The 16,242-nt window shown below is 71.1% G+C and carries 17 protein-coding genes; 7 read left to right on the top strand and 10 right to left on the bottom strand.

All coding sequences use genetic code 11. From position 1 onward, the window contains the following. Positions 1-2: 2 nt before the first annotated feature. The gene (locus tag ABZ342_RS05260) at positions 3-686 is read right to left on the bottom strand and encodes an SDR family oxidoreductase (protein WP_360468913.1); all 684 of its coding nucleotides are present in this window, start codon (positions 684-686) and stop codon (positions 3-5) included. 14 nt (positions 687-700) lie between these two features. Beyond that, entirely contained in the window at positions 701-2,740 is a 2,040-nt protein-coding gene (locus ABZ342_RS05255; RefSeq protein ID WP_360468911.1) for a hypothetical protein, read from the bottom strand. Positions 2,741-2,852: 112 nt separating this feature from the next. Between ABZ342_RS05255 and ABZ342_RS05250 the strand changes: the two genes are divergently transcribed. The 3 genes from ABZ342_RS05250 to ABZ342_RS05240 all read left to right on the top strand — a co-directional run bounded on the left by ABZ342_RS05250 (position 2,853) and on the right by ABZ342_RS05240 (position 4,868). Further along, on the top strand, positions 2,853-3,470 hold the full coding sequence (locus tag ABZ342_RS05250) for a bifunctional 4-hydroxy-2-oxoglutarate aldolase/2-dehydro-3-deoxy-phosphogluconate aldolase (RefSeq protein WP_360468909.1): 618 nt from the start codon (positions 2,853-2,855) through the stop codon (positions 3,468-3,470). Continuing rightward, positions 3,463-4,467 carry a beta-propeller fold lactonase family protein gene (locus tag ABZ342_RS05245; protein WP_360468907.1) on the top strand — a complete coding sequence of 335 codons (1,005 nt, stop codon included), beginning with the start codon at positions 3,463-3,465 and terminating at the stop codon, positions 4,465-4,467. The genes ABZ342_RS05250 and ABZ342_RS05245 overlap by 8 nt, the downstream gene beginning before the upstream one ends. A 206-nt stretch (positions 4,468-4,673) precedes the next feature. Further along, complete coding sequence (locus tag ABZ342_RS05240; protein WP_360468905.1) at positions 4,674-4,868, top strand: hypothetical protein; 195 nt, start codon at positions 4,674-4,676, stop codon at positions 4,866-4,868. Positions 4,869-4,886: 18 nt separating this feature from the next. Here ABZ342_RS05240 and ABZ342_RS05235 read toward each other — a convergent pair whose 3' ends face one another. From ABZ342_RS05235 to ABZ342_RS05220, 4 genes are read right to left on the bottom strand one after another with little or no spacing between them, the layout of a single operon-like run. Then, positions 4,887-6,899: an alpha-galactosidase gene (locus ABZ342_RS05235; RefSeq protein WP_360468903.1), complete on the bottom strand. Its 2,013-nt coding sequence runs from the start codon at positions 6,897-6,899 to the stop codon at positions 4,887-4,889. 14 nt (positions 6,900-6,913) lie between these two features. After that, complete coding sequence (locus ABZ342_RS05230; RefSeq protein ID WP_360468901.1) at positions 6,914-7,735, bottom strand: carbohydrate ABC transporter permease; 822 nt, start codon at positions 7,733-7,735, stop codon at positions 6,914-6,916. Next, complete coding sequence (locus tag ABZ342_RS05225; protein WP_360468899.1) at positions 7,732-8,649, bottom strand: sugar ABC transporter permease; 918 nt, start codon at positions 8,647-8,649, stop codon at positions 7,732-7,734. Before ABZ342_RS05225 ends, ABZ342_RS05230 begins: the two co-directional genes overlap by 4 nt. Position 8,650: 1 nt before the next feature. Beyond that, on the bottom strand, positions 8,651-9,949 hold the full coding sequence (locus ABZ342_RS05220; RefSeq protein WP_360468897.1) for an extracellular solute-binding protein: 1,299 nt from the start codon (positions 9,947-9,949) through the stop codon (positions 8,651-8,653). A gap of 158 nt (positions 9,950-10,107) precedes the next feature. Here ABZ342_RS05220 and ABZ342_RS05215 point away from each other — a divergent pair, with 158 nt between their 5' ends. The 3 genes from ABZ342_RS05215 to ABZ342_RS05205 all read left to right on the top strand — a co-directional run bounded on the left by ABZ342_RS05215 (position 10,108) and on the right by ABZ342_RS05205 (position 12,262). Continuing rightward, a complete protein-coding gene (locus ABZ342_RS05215) occupies positions 10,108-10,806 on the top strand; it encodes an FCD domain-containing protein (protein WP_360468895.1) in 699 nt (232 codons plus the stop codon). 77 nt (positions 10,807-10,883) lie between these two features. Further along, positions 10,884-11,654: an inositol monophosphatase family protein gene (locus ABZ342_RS05210; RefSeq protein WP_360468893.1), complete on the top strand. Its 771-nt coding sequence runs from the start codon at positions 10,884-10,886 to the stop codon at positions 11,652-11,654. Continuing rightward, entirely contained in the window at positions 11,651-12,262 is a 612-nt protein-coding gene (locus ABZ342_RS05205; protein WP_360468891.1) for an NAD(P)H-binding protein, read from the top strand. Before ABZ342_RS05210 ends, ABZ342_RS05205 begins: the two co-directional genes overlap by 4 nt. 23 nt (positions 12,263-12,285) lie before the next feature. Here the strand turns inward: ABZ342_RS05205 and ABZ342_RS05200 are convergent, their stop codons facing one another. The 4 genes from ABZ342_RS05200 to ABZ342_RS05185 are packed head-to-tail and all read right to left on the bottom strand — an operon-like array spanning position 12,286 to position 15,067. Further along, a complete protein-coding gene (locus ABZ342_RS05200; RefSeq protein ID WP_360468889.1) occupies positions 12,286-13,206 on the bottom strand; it encodes a LysR family transcriptional regulator in 921 nt (306 codons plus the stop codon). 11 nt (positions 13,207-13,217) lie between these two features. Next, positions 13,218-13,814: a TetR family transcriptional regulator gene (locus ABZ342_RS05195; protein WP_155548039.1), complete on the bottom strand. Its 597-nt coding sequence runs from the start codon at positions 13,812-13,814 to the stop codon at positions 13,218-13,220. A 34-nt stretch (positions 13,815-13,848) separates the two neighbouring features. Next, positions 13,849-14,565, bottom strand: coding sequence for a hypothetical protein (locus tag ABZ342_RS05190; protein WP_360468886.1), 717 nt, complete (start codon positions 14,563-14,565; stop codon positions 13,849-13,851). Next, positions 14,558-15,067, bottom strand: coding sequence for a SigE family RNA polymerase sigma factor (locus tag ABZ342_RS05185; protein WP_360468884.1), 510 nt, complete (start codon positions 15,065-15,067; stop codon positions 14,558-14,560). Before ABZ342_RS05185 ends, ABZ342_RS05190 begins: the two co-directional genes overlap by 8 nt. Before the next feature lie 135 nt (positions 15,068-15,202). Here ABZ342_RS05185 and ABZ342_RS05180 point away from each other — a divergent pair, with 135 nt between their 5' ends. Further along, on the top strand, positions 15,203-16,228 hold the full coding sequence (locus tag ABZ342_RS05180) for a threonine aldolase family protein (RefSeq protein ID WP_360468882.1): 1,026 nt from the start codon (positions 15,203-15,205) through the stop codon (positions 16,226-16,228). Positions 16,229-16,242: the final 14 nt, after the last annotated feature.

Genomic DNA, 16,242 nt, shown 5'->3' with positions numbered 1-16,242 from the left:
ATCTACGCGGAATCCTTGGCGGCGGACCAGCCGCCGTCGACGGTCAACTCGGCTCCGGTGACGAACGACGCGGCGTCCGAGAGCAGGAAGGCGATCACGTTCGCGACCTCCGCCGGGTCGCCGAGGCGCCCGGCCGGCGTCGCCCGCGCGCTGCGTTCGCGGTCCTCGGGCGAAATGCGGTTCCAGGCCTCGGTGAGCACCGGCCCCGGCAGCACGGAGTTGACCCGCACGTCCGGGGCGTATTCGACGGCGAGCTGCCGGGCCAGCGCGACCAGCGCGCCCTTGCTCGCGGCGTACGCGGGATGCCCCGGCAGGCCGAAGTGCGCGTGCACCGACGAAACCAGCACGACCGCGCCGCCCGTCTTTCGCAGAGAGGGCAGGCAGGCCTTCAGGGCGAGGTACGTGCCGGTCAGGTTGACGTCGAGCTGCCGCTGCCACTCGGCGAGATCGATCTCGTGCAGCGGCCCGGTGCTCGGCATGTAGGCGTTGCTGACCAGGGCGTCCACCTCACCGATGCCCGCCCAGGTCGTTTCGTCGCCGACCGATCCCCGGATCGGCGTGACGCCGTCGGGGAGTTCGGCGATGTCCACGCCCAGCACGCGGTAGCCGTCGTCGAGCAGCTTCCGGGCCGTCGCCAGCCCGATCCCGGACGCCGCTCCGGTCACCACCGCGGTACGCGTGGACATCGCCTCTCCTGTTCCTAGAACTTGGCTACGTGGACATGGTCGTCCGGCCCGCGGGCGGCGAACCACAGCGACGCGCCGTCGGACGCCGCGCCGAGGGTTCCCACGATGCTCCCGCTCGGGTAGTCCGGCCGCTTGAACCAGCCGGCCCACGAACCGGACCACTCGTTGGCCCACAGCGAGTAGTCGCTCGCGGACGCGGTGAGCGCGACCTTCGCGCCGGCCGCGACGAGCGTCGGGCTGCTGCTGACCGTGCCGCCGATGGGCGTCCAGTCCGACCAGGTGCCGCCGGTCTTCGTGCGCACCCAGACGCTGTCGTCGGCCGTGCGGACCGCGACGACCGTGCCGCTCGTCGACGTCGCCGCGCCGGGACGGCCGTAGATCGGCTTGCCGCCGGGCGCGCCGAGACCGGACCACTGACCGGCGCTGGTCCGCTGCCAGACCTGGCCGTCGGCGCCTCTCGCGAAAACGGTTCCTTCGGTGGTGACGGACGGCGAGTCGGTGAGCGTGCCGCCGAGCCGCTTCCAGTCGCCCCACTTCTTCGTGTAGCTGCGCTGGTAGAGAGCGTTGTCGAGGCCGCGGACGTAGACGTCGATCTTGCCCTCGGAGGCGACCGCGGACGGCTGGCCGAGGAACCTGCCGCCGACCTCACGCGGCCCGTCGAGGCCCTTGACCTGCAGGGAGCCGCCCTGGTCGCGGAAGAACGTCACGGTCTTGCCGCCGGTGCGGACGATCGCCGGGCTGGCGGACGCGTTGCCGCCGAGGTCGTCGCCCGGGACGAGGTCGGTGCCGTGCAGGCGCAGGAACGCGGTGCCGTGCGCGGGGACCGTGACCGAGTACGAGCCGGTGGCGCTGCCGCGGTCGGCGCGGGCGCGGAGGTCGCGAATGGACACTCGCCCCTCGAGCCCGGCGTCGGCGAAGTTCAGCGTCATCTGCGTCGGCGTCTCACCGCGGTTGAGCAGGACGACCGCCCGGTCGCCGTCGTGGGAGAGGACCTTGCTGTAGGTGTCGGTGCTGCCGCTGGTCGCGACGCGGACGCCCTGGACGGCGAGGCGGTCCTGGTTGACGCCGACGATCTCCGGGTTCTTCAGCGTCTTGAGCATCGACGCGGGCAGCGTGCGCGGGTCGGAGCCGAGGATCAGCGGGGAGGCCATCTCCGCCCACATGACGAACTGGGTGGTCGACTCCTCCTCGTTCAGCTCGTAGGTGCCCTGCTCGGTCTTGCGCATCGGGATGAGGTAGTCGGGGTCGTTGTAGTGGCCCGGCCCGTTCGCCTCGGGGTGCGCGGCGTTGGCGTCCATGTTGCGCAGGACGTCTTTCCAGATGCCCTCGTACGGCGTGCCGAACGCGATGTCGGTGCTGGTGCGCCAGGAGTCGGCGACGAGCGGGCCGTAGCTGTAGGCGATGCCGGCGACCTGGTCGGGCCCGTGCGGGGTGCCCCACTCGTCGGTGACCGGGTTGCAGACGTTGAGCACCATCGGACGGCCCGCCTTGGCGAGGGCCTGACTGAACTGCGTGAACGCTTCGGCGGGCTTGAGGTTCTGGGCGATGCCGCAGAGGAAGTCGACCTTGACGGCGTCGAACTTCCAGCTCGCGAAGCGCTTGGTGTCCTGCTCGTAGTACCCGCCGGAGCCGGCTGCGCAGTTCTTGCCGTCGGAGGCGCCCGCGTCGGTGTAGATGCCGGCCTTGAGGCTCTTGCCGTGCAGGTAGTCGACCAAAGAGGACAGTCCACTCGGGAACTTCGCGGTGTCCTCGTGGAGGTTCCCCTGTGCGTCACGCGGGTCGGGGGCGGTCCAGCCGCCGTCGATCCAGACGTAGCGGTAGCCGGCGTCGCGCAGGCCGCTGGAGACGAGGAAGTCCGCGACGGACTTCACCGACGCCTCGCTGGGCGCGCCCAGGCCGTAGTAGGTGTTCCAGCCCATGTACGGGGTCTTCGCGACCCCGCTGTCGTAGTAGTCGGGAGCGCCTTGGTCCACGGCCGGGGTCGCGTACGCGGGTACCGCCGCGAAGGTGGCGGCGATCGCGGCGACCACCGCGAGGGTTCTCTTCAGGAGCATGTGCCGGACGCCTTTCTCCGGTGAACTGCGAGCCGGGAGCAGCATGCCGGGACGCGTCGGGGCACGTCAAGAATAAATCCTAAATTAAGATTTCACGGGGTAGGCTGGCCCGATGAGCTACCGCTGGGAGATCACCGCGAACGCACTGCGCCAAGGCGTCATCGGCATCGTCCGGACGCACGACGCGGAGTCGGCGGTGGCCGCGGCCCGCGCGATCCTGGAAGCCGGGCTGCGGTCGGTCGAGCTGCCGCTGACGAACCCGGGAGCGCTGAACGCGATCTCGGGGCTGTCCGCGGCCTACCCGGACGCGACGATCGGCGCCGGCACGGTCCTCGACGAGGCGTCGGCGGTGCTGGCGATCCGCGCGGGCGCCCGGTTCCTCGTGTCGCCGTCGGTCGACGCGGCGGTGATCCGTACCGCTCACCGGTACGGCGCGGCGGCGTTCCCCGGCGCGGGTTCGGTGACCGAAATCGTGCGGGCGCTGGAAGAAGGCGCCGACGCGGTCAAGGTTTTCCCGGCTTCTTCTTGGGGTCCTTCGTGGGTGTCGGACGTGCGGGCGGCGCTGCCGCAGGCGCCACTGGTGCCCACCGGCGGCATCGGACCGGCGGACGTGCCAGGCTGGCTGGCAGCGGGCGCGGTGGCGTGCGGGGTCGGCTCGGCGCTGACCCGCGGCACCACCGCGGAGATCGCCGCCCGCGTCGAGACGCTGTTGAGGAGCGCGCATGGCTGAGCTGGTCTTCGTCGGGTGCTACACCGGCGACGCGGGGAACGGCACGGGGATCACGACGTTCTCGCGTTCCTCTTCCGGGGACTTGACCGAGATCGCTTCGCTGCCGCTCGAGTCGCCGTCGTGGCTGGTGCGGCACCCGTCGTTGCCGGTGCTGTACGCGGCGAACGAGACTTCCACCGGCTCCGTGACGGCGCTGGCGCTTTCGGCTTCCGGCGCGTTGTCGGTGCTGGGCAGCTTGGCGACGGGTGGCGCGCACCCGTGTCACCTGGCGGTGACCCCGGACGGCCGGTTCCTGCTGTGCGCCAACTACACCGGCGGCAGCCTGGCGGTGTTCTCCCTGTCGCCGTCGGGCGCTTTGGTCTCCCGGACGGCGCTGGCCCAGCACAGCGGGAGCGGTCCGGACGCCGACCGCCAGGAGGCGGCGCACGTCCACATGGCGGTCCCGTCGGCCGACGGGTCGATCGTGAGCGCGGTCGACCTGGGCACGGACGAGATCCGCAGCTACACGCTGTCCGCTTCGGGGTCTTTGGAGCTGCTCGCGGTGTCTTCGCTGCCGGCGGGCACGGGCCCCCGCCAGCTGGTCCGGCGGCCGGGTACCGACCTGGCGTACGTCGTCGGCGAGCTGGCCGGGACCGTGGTGACGGTCCGCGAGACGTCGCCGGGGGCGTTCTCGGTGGTGTCGGTGACCCCGTCGACGCTTTCGTCGGTGACGCCCAACCTGGTGGCCCACCTGGAGCTGGCGGACGCGCGGATGTACGTGTCGAACCGCGGCCCGGACTGCGTGACGGAGTTCGCCCTGGACGACACCCTGGCGGTGGCGGACCAGCCGTGCGGCGCGAACCCCCGCCACTTCGCCCTGGTGGACGGGACGTGTTACGTGGCGGCGCAATCGGAGGACGCGATCACGGCGTTCACGCTGACCGCGTCGGGCGAGGCGGACCTGAAGTACTACCCGACCGGATCGCCGACGTTCGTGCTGCCGGTGTCACTACCCTGATGGTTGGACCAGTATCCCCGCAACCTCCCCGCCATTTCGGTGCACTAGATGTCCTCGAATCGGCACTGAACTGCAGGTCAGACGCCCTTTCGGCGCGTTGAAGCACTGGTGCGTCGGCGTTGCTTTTTCGGCCGACGCGCGGTATGAAGCGAAGCGGGCCCCGAAGGTTGCGCCTCACTTGATCTTTCAGGTGAGGAAGGTGTGCGATGCGGGAGTGGCTCATCGCGGCGACGGCCGGCTACGTATTGCTACTGATCTCTTTCGTCGTCGTGGTCGCCGTACTCGACCGCAACCATCGGCGCGCTGACCGTGCCGTACGCGTTTTGCGAATGCTGCTGATCGGCGCCGCCCCTGGCGTGGCAGGTGTCGTGCTGAAGCTTCACCAAGCCGGGTTGCTGTGACCAGGCACCATCAACGAGCTACGACCGCTCCCGCCGGAGGATCACGACGTCGGCGTCGTGGTCGGCGGTCCAGTCGAAGGGCAGGCCCGCGTACCTCAGGTGCGCACCCGAGTACCGGGTGCCCAGGTGGTCCACATAGGACGCATCCGGTACGGAGAGGCGCACCCGCGACGACCGGCCCGGCACCAGCGGCGCGCCGGTCAACGGCCCGGTGCTCCACGCCAGCACGACGACCGTGTCGCCGTCCTCGGACGTGTACTGCGTGGCCGCCGTCGGCTCCGACGGACCGGCCAGCACCCGGGCGACGCCGTGGTGGATAACCGAGCGGATCGACTTGTACACCGCGATCAGGGACGCCGCCTCCGCGTGCTGGGCGGGCGTCCACCGCGACAGGTCCGCGCCGATGCCCAGTACCCCGGCCATCGCCGTCACGAAGCGGAACCGCAGTGACCGGGGGCGGGGGTCGAACACGCCCGGCGCGTCCGTCACCCATGAACTCATCAGGTGCGGCGCGTGCATCAGCAGGAACCCGTCCTGGATCGCCAGCCGGTCCAGGGGGCCGGTGTTGTCGCTCGGCCACACCACGTCCGTGCGGGCCACCGTTGCCAGGTCCGTCCGGCCGCCGCCGCCCGCGCACGCCTCGATCGTCACGTGGGGATGCTCGGCACGCAGGTGATCCAGCACGGACAGGTAGCCCGCCACGTGCTCGGCGTCCAGGTCGGCGAAAGGCGAGCCCGGGCGGCCGCGTTCCGTCGGGGGGCGGTTCATGTCCCACTTCAGGTACGAGATCGGGTACGCCGACAACAGTGTGTCCAAAGTGGACTTCACGAACGCGACGACGTCGGGCAGCCCCAGGTCCAGCAGCAGCTGGTTGCGGATCAACGTGAGCGGACGGCCGTCGATCCGGTACACCCAGTCGGGGTGCTCCGCGTAGAGCTGCGACTTCGGGCTGACCGCCTCCGGCTCGACCCACAGGCCGAACTCCAGGCCCAGGTCCCGCACCGACTCGACGAAGTCGCCGAAATCCGAATCCGCCGGGGTCCAGTCACCGAGACCGCCGGTGTCGTCGTCGCGGCCGGTGAACCAGCCGTCGTCGACCACGAACAGCTCGATGCCGAGGTCGGCCGCCCGTTTCGCCAGCTCCAGCTGGCCGTCGCTCCGGACGTCGAAGCCGGTCGCTTCCCACGAGTTGTAGAGCACCGGACGCGGGCGCCGCCGACGGGAGCCCGCCAGCACGCGGTCGTAGTCGTGCCACACGGACGCCAGCCCGGCCAGACCGTCCACACTGGACGCCAACGCGACGGCCGGAGTCGATAAGGCGCCACCGGGCTCCAGGCGCACCGGGCCCGGTGAAGGCAGCCGGCCGGCCCGGACGCGCGTCAGCCCCGAAGGCTCCACGTCCGCCTCGATCGACCACGATCCGGGCCATTCCAGCGAAACGCCGAAAGCCGGTCCACCGGACGAGTCCTGCACCGCCAGCCACGGGACGTGCGCGTGCCCCGGGACGCCGAAGCGGCTCTCCATCCGGAACCCGCCCGCGGGCAGCCTCAGCGACTGGCGCGTGAACTCCCGCGACCACTGGCCGGTCAAGTACGTCAGCCGGGCGCCGGACACCGTCGGCACGCACACGCCCGCCGAGCCCAGCCGGTCGAACTCCAGGGTCGACGAGCCCGTGTTCTCGAATTCGACCCACCGGGTGAGCACGTCCGTCTCGGGCACCGGCCGGTAGCAGAGCACCGCGCGCAGCCCGGAAACCTCGTCCACGAAGGCCAGCCGCAGGTCGGCGGCAGAAGAAGCGCCGTCGAACCGCCACCACGAACCGCCCCGCACCGCGACGTCCGCGCCCGAGAACGGGCGCAGCCCCAGCGGCGCGTACTCCACCGGCGCCGCGTCGGCCTCGGTGATGAAGTGCACCGAGCCCGCGTTCGTGAACACCGACGGCCCGTCCTCGATCCCGTGTGGACCCCAGGCCACCAGCTCAAGCCAGCGCTCAGTGGGGTCCAGCGCCACGGTGTACGAAGTCGTCTTCATGGACACGGTCCACGTCACTTGATCGCCCCGATCGCGAGCCCCGAGATGAAGTGCTTCTGGAACCGCAGGAACACCGCGACCGTCGGCACGGCGGCGATCACCGAACCCGCGGCGATCACGTTCCAGTTGGACACGTACTGGCCCTGCAGGCCGAGCAGCGCCGGCGTCACCGGCATCACCGTTCCGGTGCGCAGCACGGTGATCGACCACAGCAGGTCGTTGAACGTCCAGGTGAACGCCAGCGCGCCGAGCGCGGCCAGCGCCGGGCGGGTCATCGGCAGGATGATCCGCCAGAAGATCTGCGCGACGCCGGCGCCGTCGATCAGCGCGGCCTGCTGGATCTCACCGGGGATCGACCGCATGAACCCCTGCAGCACGAACGTGTAGAAGCCGAGCCCGAACCCGACCTGCACGACGATCAGCGCCGTCAACGTGTCGTAGATGCCCAGCAGCTCGGCCAGCTTCGCCACCGGCACCAGCAGGATCTGCGGCGGGAGCAGGTTTCCCGCCAGCATCACGAGAATGATCGTGCGGCGGAACGGGATCTCGTACCGGCTCAGCGCGAACGCCGCCGCCGAGCTGAGCAGCAGCGCCAGCAGCACCGTCGGGATCGTGACGAGCAGGCTGTTCAGCATCGCGTGCCCGCCGCCGCCCTCGCCCCACGCCTGCCCGAACCCGTCGAGCGAGAACGACGCGGGCAGCGCGCCCAGCCCGTTCGACGCGATGTCGGAGAACGTCCGGACGCTCGTCGTCAGGACCAGCACGATCGGCAGCAGCCACAACACCGCCAGCCCGCCGGATAGGAGGTGGAACCCGAAGGTCCGCGTTCTCCTCACGAGTCCTCCCGGAACGCGCGCACGAGGTAGGTCACGATCACGCCGAACGCCAGTACGAAGATCACCACGGCCAGCGCGGACGCGTAGCCGAGGCGCAGCGACTGGAACGCCGTCGCGTACATGTACGTGCTGAGCACCTCGGACGAGTGGTACGGCCCGCCCTTCGTCATGGACCAGATGACGTCGAACGACCGCAGCGAGTCGATGATGATCACCGACAGGACCACCGAGTTGACGCTGCGCAGCTGCGGCCAGGTGACGTTGCGGAACTGTTGCCACGCGGTCGCGCCGTCCAGCTTGGCCGCTTCGTACAGCGCCGGGTCGATGCCCTTGAGGCCGGCCAGGTACAGCACCATCACGTAGCCGAGCTGCCGCCACAGCGCCGGCACGAGCACCGCGTACAGCGCCGTCTTCGGGTCGGCGAGCCACGCGTGCTGCCAGCTGCCGAGCCCGATCGCGCCGAGCACCTTGTTGAAGACGCCGTCCGGCTGGTAGATCACCTGCCAGATCAGCGACGTCGCGACCAGCGAGAACACCACCGGCGTGAACAGCGCGGCCCGGTAGAACCCGACGCCACGGCGTTCCTTCTGCAGCAACGCCGCCAGCGCGAGCCCTCCGACCGCCGAGAGGCCACCGAAGAGCACGAGCCAGATCACCGTGTCGAGCGCGGCGGTCTTGAAGATGTCGTCGGAGAACATCTCGGCGAAGTTGCCCAGGCCGACGAACGTGGGCGCCGAGACGCCGTCCCAGTTCGTCATCGCCAGGTAGAACCCCTGCAGCGCCGGCCAGAACACCCAGAATCCCTCGACGACCAGCGGCACCAGGACGAACGCCAGCAGCACGGGCGAGACCCGGCGACGGCGCTTCGGGGTCCGTGCCGCGGTCTTCGGCCGATCAGCGGTCAGCACCGCCATCTCAGGACTGCCAGACCTTCTGCGCGGCGGTCTGCCAGTCGCTCAGGATCGAGTCGAGCTCGTTCGGCTTCTGGATGAACCGGATCAGCGCGGCGTCGGCGGTCGGCTGCAGCGCGTCGGAGGAGTCGCGGTTGAAGAACTGCGTGATCTCCTTGGCGTCGGTGAGCAGCTTCCGTCCCTTTTGGACCAGCGGCGTGCCGTTGTCCTTGGCCTTCGGGTTGGTCGGCAGGACCGTGCCGGAGGAGTTCTTGATGTAGAGCTCCTGCGCCTCGGCCGTGGCGACGTACTTGAACCACTCCTTGACCTCGGCGACGTGCGGGGTGCGCGCGCTGGCGAAGAAGCCGTCGGTCGGGCCCTCCTCGGCCACCGGCACGGCCGGGTCGAGGATCGGGAACTGGAAGAAGTCGAGGTCGTCGAGCGCGTCCTTCGGGGCGGCGTCGGCGAAGAACGTGCCGGTCAGGACCATGCCGGTGCGGCCCTGCAGCAGCACGGTGGTGGCGTCCTGGAACGCGATCGCGGTGCCGTTCGGGTCGAAGTACGGCAGGGCCTGGCGCCACGGGTCGAAGATCTTCTTGACGCGCGGGTCGTCGAAGCGCTGCTTGCCCGCGAGCAGTTCGCGGTGGAAGGGCGCGCCGTTGATCCGGATGTTCAGGTAGTCGAACCAGGCGGACGCGGTCCACGGCGTGGTGCCGCCCGCGCCGAGCCCGATCGGCGCGATTCCCTTGCCTTTCAAGGTTTCGCACAGCGCGAGGAACTCGCTCCAGTTCGTCGGCGGCCGCACGCCCCACTTCGCGAAGTTGGACTTCCGGTAGAAGAAGCCCCACCAGTAGTAGGACGTGGGGACGAAGACCTGGTGGCCGGCGCCGTCGCCGGAGAGCGTGCGGAACGCGGCGCTGTAGTCGCCCATGGTCTGCCAGACGTCGCCGACATCGAGCAGCAGGCCCTTGCGCGCGTAGCCGGACAGCAGCGAACCCGGGTACCACGTGTAGGTGTCGGGCGGGGTGGCCGCGGTGAGGTAGCTGGGCAGCTGGGTGCGGAAGGTCTCCGACGCGACGGTGTTGACCGTCGCCGTCGTGCCGCCCTTCGCGCCGAACGCCTGGGCCAGCGCTTCGATCGCCTTCTTCGCCTCGGGCGAGGACAGGTTCGACTGGACGGTGACCGCGCCGGCGGCCTGCTTGACCGGGCCGGAGTTCGCTGAGGTGGCGCAGGCGGCGAGGAAGCTGCCCGAGCCGATGGCGCCCAGCCCGGCCAGGCCGGTGTTGCGCAGGAAACGACGGCGGGACAGGCCTGCACTCGTCATGTCGTGACCCCTTTGTCTTGGTGCCCGCTCGGGCTTGACTGCTGCCAAAGAGTGCAACCGGGCGCCGCCGGTGTCAAGATGTATTCATAATTTATGACGACTTCAGTCGCAGCGTAGGATGGCCCGACCACGAACCACCAGTCGAGAGGGCCCCTCCATTGACCGAACACCGGCCACGCGGGTTGCACGGCCAGACCGTGGAGGCACTGGCCAGCCGGATCCTCTCCGACGAGTGGGGCGAGGGCACCGTCCTGGACCTGCCGGCCCTGCGCGAAGAGCTCGACATCAGCCTGACCGCGCTGCGCGAGGCGCTGAAGGTGCTGGCCGCGAAGGGGATGATCGACGCCCGGCAGAAGCGCGGCACGTTCGTCCAGCCGCGCGAGAAGTGGAACATGCTCGACGCCGACGTCATGCGCTGGCAGACCGCGGCCGCCGACGACCCGGGCCTGCTCGACGAGCTGACCGAGGTCCGCACGGTCGTCGAGCCCGCGGCGGCGCGGATCGCGGCCGAACGCGCGTCGGAGGAAGACCTCGATTCGCTGCGGGAGGCGCTGGCCGACATGGCCGCGGCCGATGACGCGGAGGCGAGCGTCCAGGCCGACCTCGCGTTCCACCGGCGGCTGATGACCGCCACCCACAACAACTTCCTGATGCGGATGGAACGCGTCATCGCGATCGGGCTGGCCGAGCGCGACAAGCTGGTGCACGGCGCGTCGGCGGCGGAGGACCCGGTGCCGAGCCACCGCAAGGTGTTCGACGCGATCGTGGCCGGCGACCCCGTGGCGGCCGAGCAGGCGATGCTCGCGCTCGTCACGAAGTCCCGCGACGACCTGGCGAAGGCGCAGCGCAAGTCCTAGCTCAAGTGCATGACGGTAACTCGTCGATTGAGAAGATTGCACTGGAGTCAGGCTTTGGTCCGTGCCGTAATGGGTGCATGACCAACGTTCTGGAAGCAGCGGTTCAAGCGGCCGAGAAGGCCGGACAGGCTTTGCTGGTCGCGTTCGACCCGGCGCGCCGGCCGGCGGACCGGGCGGCGATGTACGAGCTCGGCACCCGCCTCGAAGCGACCTCGACGGCGATCGTGCGCGAGGCCCTCGACGGCGTGGCGCCGGAGGTGGGCTGGTGGGACGAAGACGAGACCGGCCGGGTCGTGCCGGCCGGGCGGTGGTGGGTGGTCGACGGCACCGAGGGCGCGGTCAACCACGTGCACGGCCTGCCGGAGTGGGGCGTGACGATCACGCTGGTCACGGACGGGCAGCCGGAGCTGACCGTCGTCCGCCAGCCGATCGGCGATCTGACCTACACGGCGGTGCGCGGCGAAGGCGCCTTCCTCAACGGGCAGCGGCTGCACGTCTCGGCCAAGACCGATCTCGCGGACGCGGCGGTGACGGCGAGCCAGGCCGGCAGCTCTCCCGAGGTCTACACGCGGTTCGCGGACGCGTTCGTGGCCATGGCCTCGAAGGCATTGCTGGTGCGCAACACGATTCCGACGACGTTTCCCTTGCTGGGCCTCGCCGCCGGGCAGTACGACGTCTTCTGGCAGTACGAACCGGACCTGCCCGGCAGCGCGGCCGGCGCCCTGCTCGCCGCGGAAGCGGGCGCGGTCGTCACCGACCTCACGGGCTCCCCTTGGGACGTCAACTCGGCCGACATCCTCGTCGCCGCACCGGGTTTGCACGCCGCGGCGCTGGCGGTGCCGAAGTGAGCCGGGTGGCGGTGCTCGGCGCGTCGGGCGCGGTGGGCAGCGAACTGGTGCGGCAGGCGCTCGAGCGCGGACACGAGGTGGTGGCCGTCAGCCGGAACCCGCCGCCGTCGTCCACCGAGCGGCTGACCACGGTCGCCGCCGACGTCCACGACGCCGCGGGGATCGCGGAAGCGTTGCGGGGCAGCGAAATCGTGCTCGACGCACTGGGACTGCGGAAGGGCGACCCACCCGGCGTGCTGACCGCGGGCGCTCGCGCGGTGGTGGCCGCGGGACCGGCGCGGGCGGTGTCGGTCGGCGCGCTCGGGACCGGACCGTCTGCGGAGGCGGCGGGCTGGCTGTCCCGGACGTTGGTGGCGCGGCTCCTGAAGGCCGAGGTCCCGGACAAGGTGGCCGCGGACACGGCGATCCTCGGCATGGGCGGCACGGTGGTCCACGTGGGCCCGATGAAGAGCGGCCCGATCAGCCCGGCTCGGCAAAGCGTGCGGCTCGACTCCTTGCCCCGCAAGCTGTTCCCGCCGATGATCAGCCACGCGACGGTGGCCGCGGCCATGCTCGACGCGGCCGAAACCGGCCCCCGCGGCGAAGTACTGGTAGCGCTGGCCAAGTGAGGTCGTGAGTGAGAAACCGTGTTCTAACCCTGTTTCTCACTCACGACGCCCGCGGCGGATCCGGCCAGTACGTCGGTCACCGCGGCGCGGCAATGGGCGCGCAGCCATTCGTGGGCCGGGTCGGTGTCGTAGCGGCTGTGCCAGCTCAGCACCACCGGTGCGTGGGGCGGGTCGAACGGCAGTTCCACCGCGCTCAAGCCGACGTCGGCGCGGGCCTGGGCCGTGAACCGCTCCGCCAGCACCGCCACGACGTCGCTGTGCACGATCGCCTGCAACGCCAGGGCCGCCGTCGGGAGCGCCGCCACCACCCGGCGGCGCAACCCCAGCTCGGCCAGCACCTTGTCGACGCCGTCGCGCAGCCGGCCGCGCCGCGACACGATCACGTGCTCCGCCGCCGCGAACTCCTCGATGTCCAGCTCGCGCCCGGCGCGCGTGACCAGCACCAGCCGGTCCTCGCCGACGACCTCGTGGCTGATCTCCGGCGACGCCGGCACCGTCGCCCCGAGCTCCAGATCCACGTGCCCCCGCGCCAGGTCGGGCGTGTCCACCGGCGCCTCCGCCAGCAACCGCAGCCCCAGCCCGGGCGCTTCCGCCGACGCCGTCCGCAGCAACGCCGGGAACAGCGCGGCCAGCAGCACGTCGTGGCCCTGGATGGTGAACGTGCGGCGCAACGTCGCCGGGTCCACCGTGCGGGCCGGCGCCAGCACCCGGTTCGCGCGGGCCACCAGCGTCCGCACCTCGTCGCGCATCGCCAGCGCGCGGGGCGTCGGGGTCATCGTCCGGCCGGTGCGCACCAGGATGTCGTCCCCGGTCGTCGCCCGGATCCGGGCAAGCGTGCGGCTCATCGCGGGCGGGGTGAGGTGCAGCCGGTCGGCGGCCGCCTGCACGGAGTTCTCCTCCAGCAGCGCGTCCAGTGCGGTCAGCAGGTTCAGATCCACCTGCACGACAGTAATGGTCAGGAGCCGTCGAGTGCGTTCCGCAGCATCCGGGACGCCGCCGCCCGCGGGGCCGGGTCGACCGCGATCAGTGCGTTGACGACGGCGCCGTCGACCAGGGCGACCAGCCGTTCGAGTTCGGCAGCGGGCACCGGCGTGCCGGAGCGCGCGAAGATCTCCGTCAGCAGCTCGTCGAGCTGGGCCGACAGCGTCCGCATCAACGGCCGCAGGTACGGGCGGCGACCGGTCGCGACCAGGCGTTCATAGCGCAGGAGCACCGCCTCGGCGTCGGCCTCCGGGTCGTCGGTCTCCGGCCCGAGCAGCATCTCCAGCACCAGGTCGACGGTGGCCTGCGCGCCCCGGTTGCGGGTCGCCAGCTCGTCCAGCCGGCGGCGGCCCGCGTCCAGCTCGGCGTTCGAATGGTGCTCGACGGCCGCCGTGACCAGGTCTTCCAGCGAGTCGAAGTAGTACGTCGTCGAGGCGAGCGGCAAGCCCGCGCGCTCGGCCACCGCCCGGTGCCGGACGGCGTCGAACCCGCCCTCGACGAGCAGCTTCGCGGCGGCCTCGACGAGCGCGGCGCGCCGTCGTTCCCCTTTCGGGGTGGTCGCAGCGGTCATGACCGGTCATTCTGCCAACCGGGCGACCCCGGGCTCAGAAGCGGGGCGCGAGAGCGAGCGCGAACGCCCGCACCTGGCCCGCGTAGGGCGCCGTCACCCCGGACGAAGGCACGCTCACCAGCACCAACGACCCACCGGACGCGGTGGCCACCTGGACCGTGACCGCGCCGGCCGGCTGGGACTTGAAGACCACGGAAATGCCCTTCGGGTACACCGCCGCGGACACCTCGCCGCCCGGAACCGGGAACCCGGCGGAGCGCGACGCCGTCGAACAGGCGCCGCCCGGCACGGCCGGGGTACCGGCGACGTGGCCGGGGAGCTCGCCAGCGAGGGCAATGGCGAGCTCCCCGTCCACCTGTTCGCACCCGGAGGCGCCTTCGGCCAGCTGGCCGGTCTTCCCGCCCTGGTCACCTCCCTGCCGAGGTGGTTCGGACGAGAAGTTCGGTGACTCCCCACCGATTTCAGGACGTGCCGGGCTCAAGCCGGGTTGCCCCGATCCCGGTCCGGATTGCGACGCCATGGCGCCGTTGTCGGCGGACGTCAGCGTCTCGGGGGTACCCCCGGACAGCACCCCGTACGCACCGAACCCGACGATCACCAGCGCCGCGGCGCTCATCCCGGCGGTGATCCGGTTCCGGCGCCGCACGGTCTGGCGGCGGGATTCGCGGACGACGTCGTCCTGGCTGAAGGTCGGCTCGGGCGCGTCCGGCGGCGCGGCGGAGAACAACGAGCGCAGCTCCTGCTCATCCATTGGTCCCCACCTCCCGTTCCAGTACCTGCTTGAGGTTCGCCAGCCCGCGCGCGGTCTGGCTCTTCACGTTGCCTTCGCTGCAGCCCAGTTCCTTCGCCGCGCTGGTCACGTCCAGCCCTTCGAAGTACCGCAGGACCAGCACCGCCCGCTGCTTGGGCGGCACCTCCTTCAACGCCGTGAGCAGGTCTTCCCTGGTCGCGACGAGGTCGTCGAGGCCGGGCGAGTCGTCGGCGGGCTCGGGCAGCGTCTCGGTCTGCCACTCACGCCGCCACGGACGCCGCGATTCGTCGATCGACGCCCGCACGAGCGTCGTGCGGACGTACGCGTCGGTCGCCGCGCGATCCCTGATCTTCTTCCACCTCCGGTGCAGCGCGACGAACGCCGTCTGCGCGAGGTCGTCCGCCCGGTGCCAGTCGCCGCAGAGCATGTACGCGGTCCGGCGCACGGCGTCCCGCCTGGCGGCGAAGTACTCCGCGAACTCCTCCTCGTCGCGCTGGTCCACGCGCAGTCGTGCTCCGCTCTGTTGTCGTCGGTGGGTAGGACGGAATCAGGGGCGTCCACGGTTGCACGGACCGAGCAGGTCCCACCACCCGAGGGCTCATTGATCCTCATCCGGTGGGTGTGATGTGATCGCTCTGTGACCTTCACGCTGCCGCCGCTGGACTTCCGTTCCGACACCGTCACCCGTCCGGATGAAACGATGCGCGCGGCGATGGCGTCCGCCGAGGTCGGGGACAACGTCCTCGAGCGCGACCCGACGGTCCAGGCGCTGGAGGAACGCGCCGCGCACGTCCTGGGCATGCCGGCCGCGCTGTGGGTGCCGAGCGGGACCATGGCGAACCTCGTCGCGCTGAGCCTCCACCTGCAGCGCGGCGACCGGTTCCTCGCGACGCGCGGCGCGCACGTGCTGTCCAACGAGCTCGGCTCGGCGGCGTGGCTGGCCGGCGGGATGCCGGACGTCCTGGAGCACGACGGCGGCCCGGGCCGCCCTTCGCCGGACACCCTCGCGGCCGCGATCGGGCAACCCGGGCCGTACTTCACATTACGGACATCGCTGCTCTGCCTCGAGAACACGCACAACGCGGCCGGCGGCGCGGTGACCCCGCCCGACGAGCACGCCCAGCTGCTGTCCGTCGCGAAGGAAGCCGGCCTGACCGTGCACCTCGACGGCGCCCGGCTGTGGCAGGCCGCGGTCGCGCTGGAGGTGCCGCCCGCCGCGCTCACCGTCGGCGTCGACACCGTGTCGGCCTGCTTCAGCAAGGGCCTCGGCGCGCCGGTCGGCTCGGTCGTCGCGGGCAGCGTCGCGTTCGTCGAGCGGGCCCGCCGGATGCGGCAGATGCTCGGCGGCGGCGTCCGGCAGGGTGGCGTCCTGGCCGCGGCCTGCCTGGTCGCGCTGGACCGCATCCCCGAGCTGGCCGACTCGCACGAGAACGCCCAGCGCCTGGCCGAAGGCCTGACCGAGTACGGCTGGGCGACGAACGTGCCGGACACCAACATCGTGCTCGCCGAGGTACCCGACATCCCGACCGCGCTGGCCTGGCTCGACTCGCTCGGCATCCGCGCGGTGCCGATGGCGGGCAAGGTCCGGTTCGTCACGCACCGGGACCTGAGCGCGACCGACGTCGAAGAAGCCTTGCGCCGCATCAAGACCGGCGCTCGATGAGTACTGGGGGCACT

This window comes from Amycolatopsis sp. NPDC005961, assembly GCF_040629235.1.
GTDB classification, from domain to species: domain Bacteria; phylum Actinomycetota; class Actinomycetes; order Mycobacteriales; family Pseudonocardiaceae; genus Amycolatopsis; species Amycolatopsis camponoti.
This window is presented reverse-complemented; position numbering and strand designations above follow the sequence as displayed.

Coding starts and splice junctions, on each gene's coding strand:
- ABZ342_RS05260 (WP_360468913.1), bottom strand. CDS start 686: ATGTCCACGCGTACCGCGGTGGTGACCGGAGCGGCGTCCGGGATCGGG.
- ABZ342_RS05255 (WP_360468911.1), bottom strand. CDS start 2,740: ATGCTCCTGAAGAGAACCCTCGCGGTGGTCGCCGCGATCGCCGCCACC.
- ABZ342_RS05250 (WP_360468909.1), top strand. CDS start 2,853: ATGAGCTACCGCTGGGAGATCACCGCGAACGCACTGCGCCAAGGCGTC.
- ABZ342_RS05245 (WP_360468907.1), top strand. CDS start 3,463: ATGGCTGAGCTGGTCTTCGTCGGGTGCTACACCGGCGACGCGGGGAAC.
- ABZ342_RS05240 (WP_360468905.1), top strand. CDS start 4,674: ATGCGGGAGTGGCTCATCGCGGCGACGGCCGGCTACGTATTGCTACTG.
- ABZ342_RS05235 (WP_360468903.1), bottom strand. CDS start 6,899: ATGAAGACGACTTCGTACACCGTGGCGCTGGACCCCACTGAGCGCTGG.
- ABZ342_RS05225 (WP_360468899.1), bottom strand. CDS start 8,649: ATGGCGGTGCTGACCGCTGATCGGCCGAAGACCGCGGCACGGACCCCG.
- ABZ342_RS05220 (WP_360468897.1), bottom strand. CDS start 9,949: ATGACGAGTGCAGGCCTGTCCCGCCGTCGTTTCCTGCGCAACACCGGC.
- ABZ342_RS05210 (WP_360468893.1), top strand. CDS start 10,884: ATGACCAACGTTCTGGAAGCAGCGGTTCAAGCGGCCGAGAAGGCCGGA.
- ABZ342_RS05195 (WP_155548039.1), bottom strand. CDS start 13,814: ATGACCGCTGCGACCACCCCGAAAGGGGAACGACGGCGCGCCGCGCTC.
- ABZ342_RS05190 (WP_360468886.1), bottom strand. CDS start 14,565: ATGGATGAGCAGGAGCTGCGCTCGTTGTTCTCCGCCGCGCCGCCGGAC.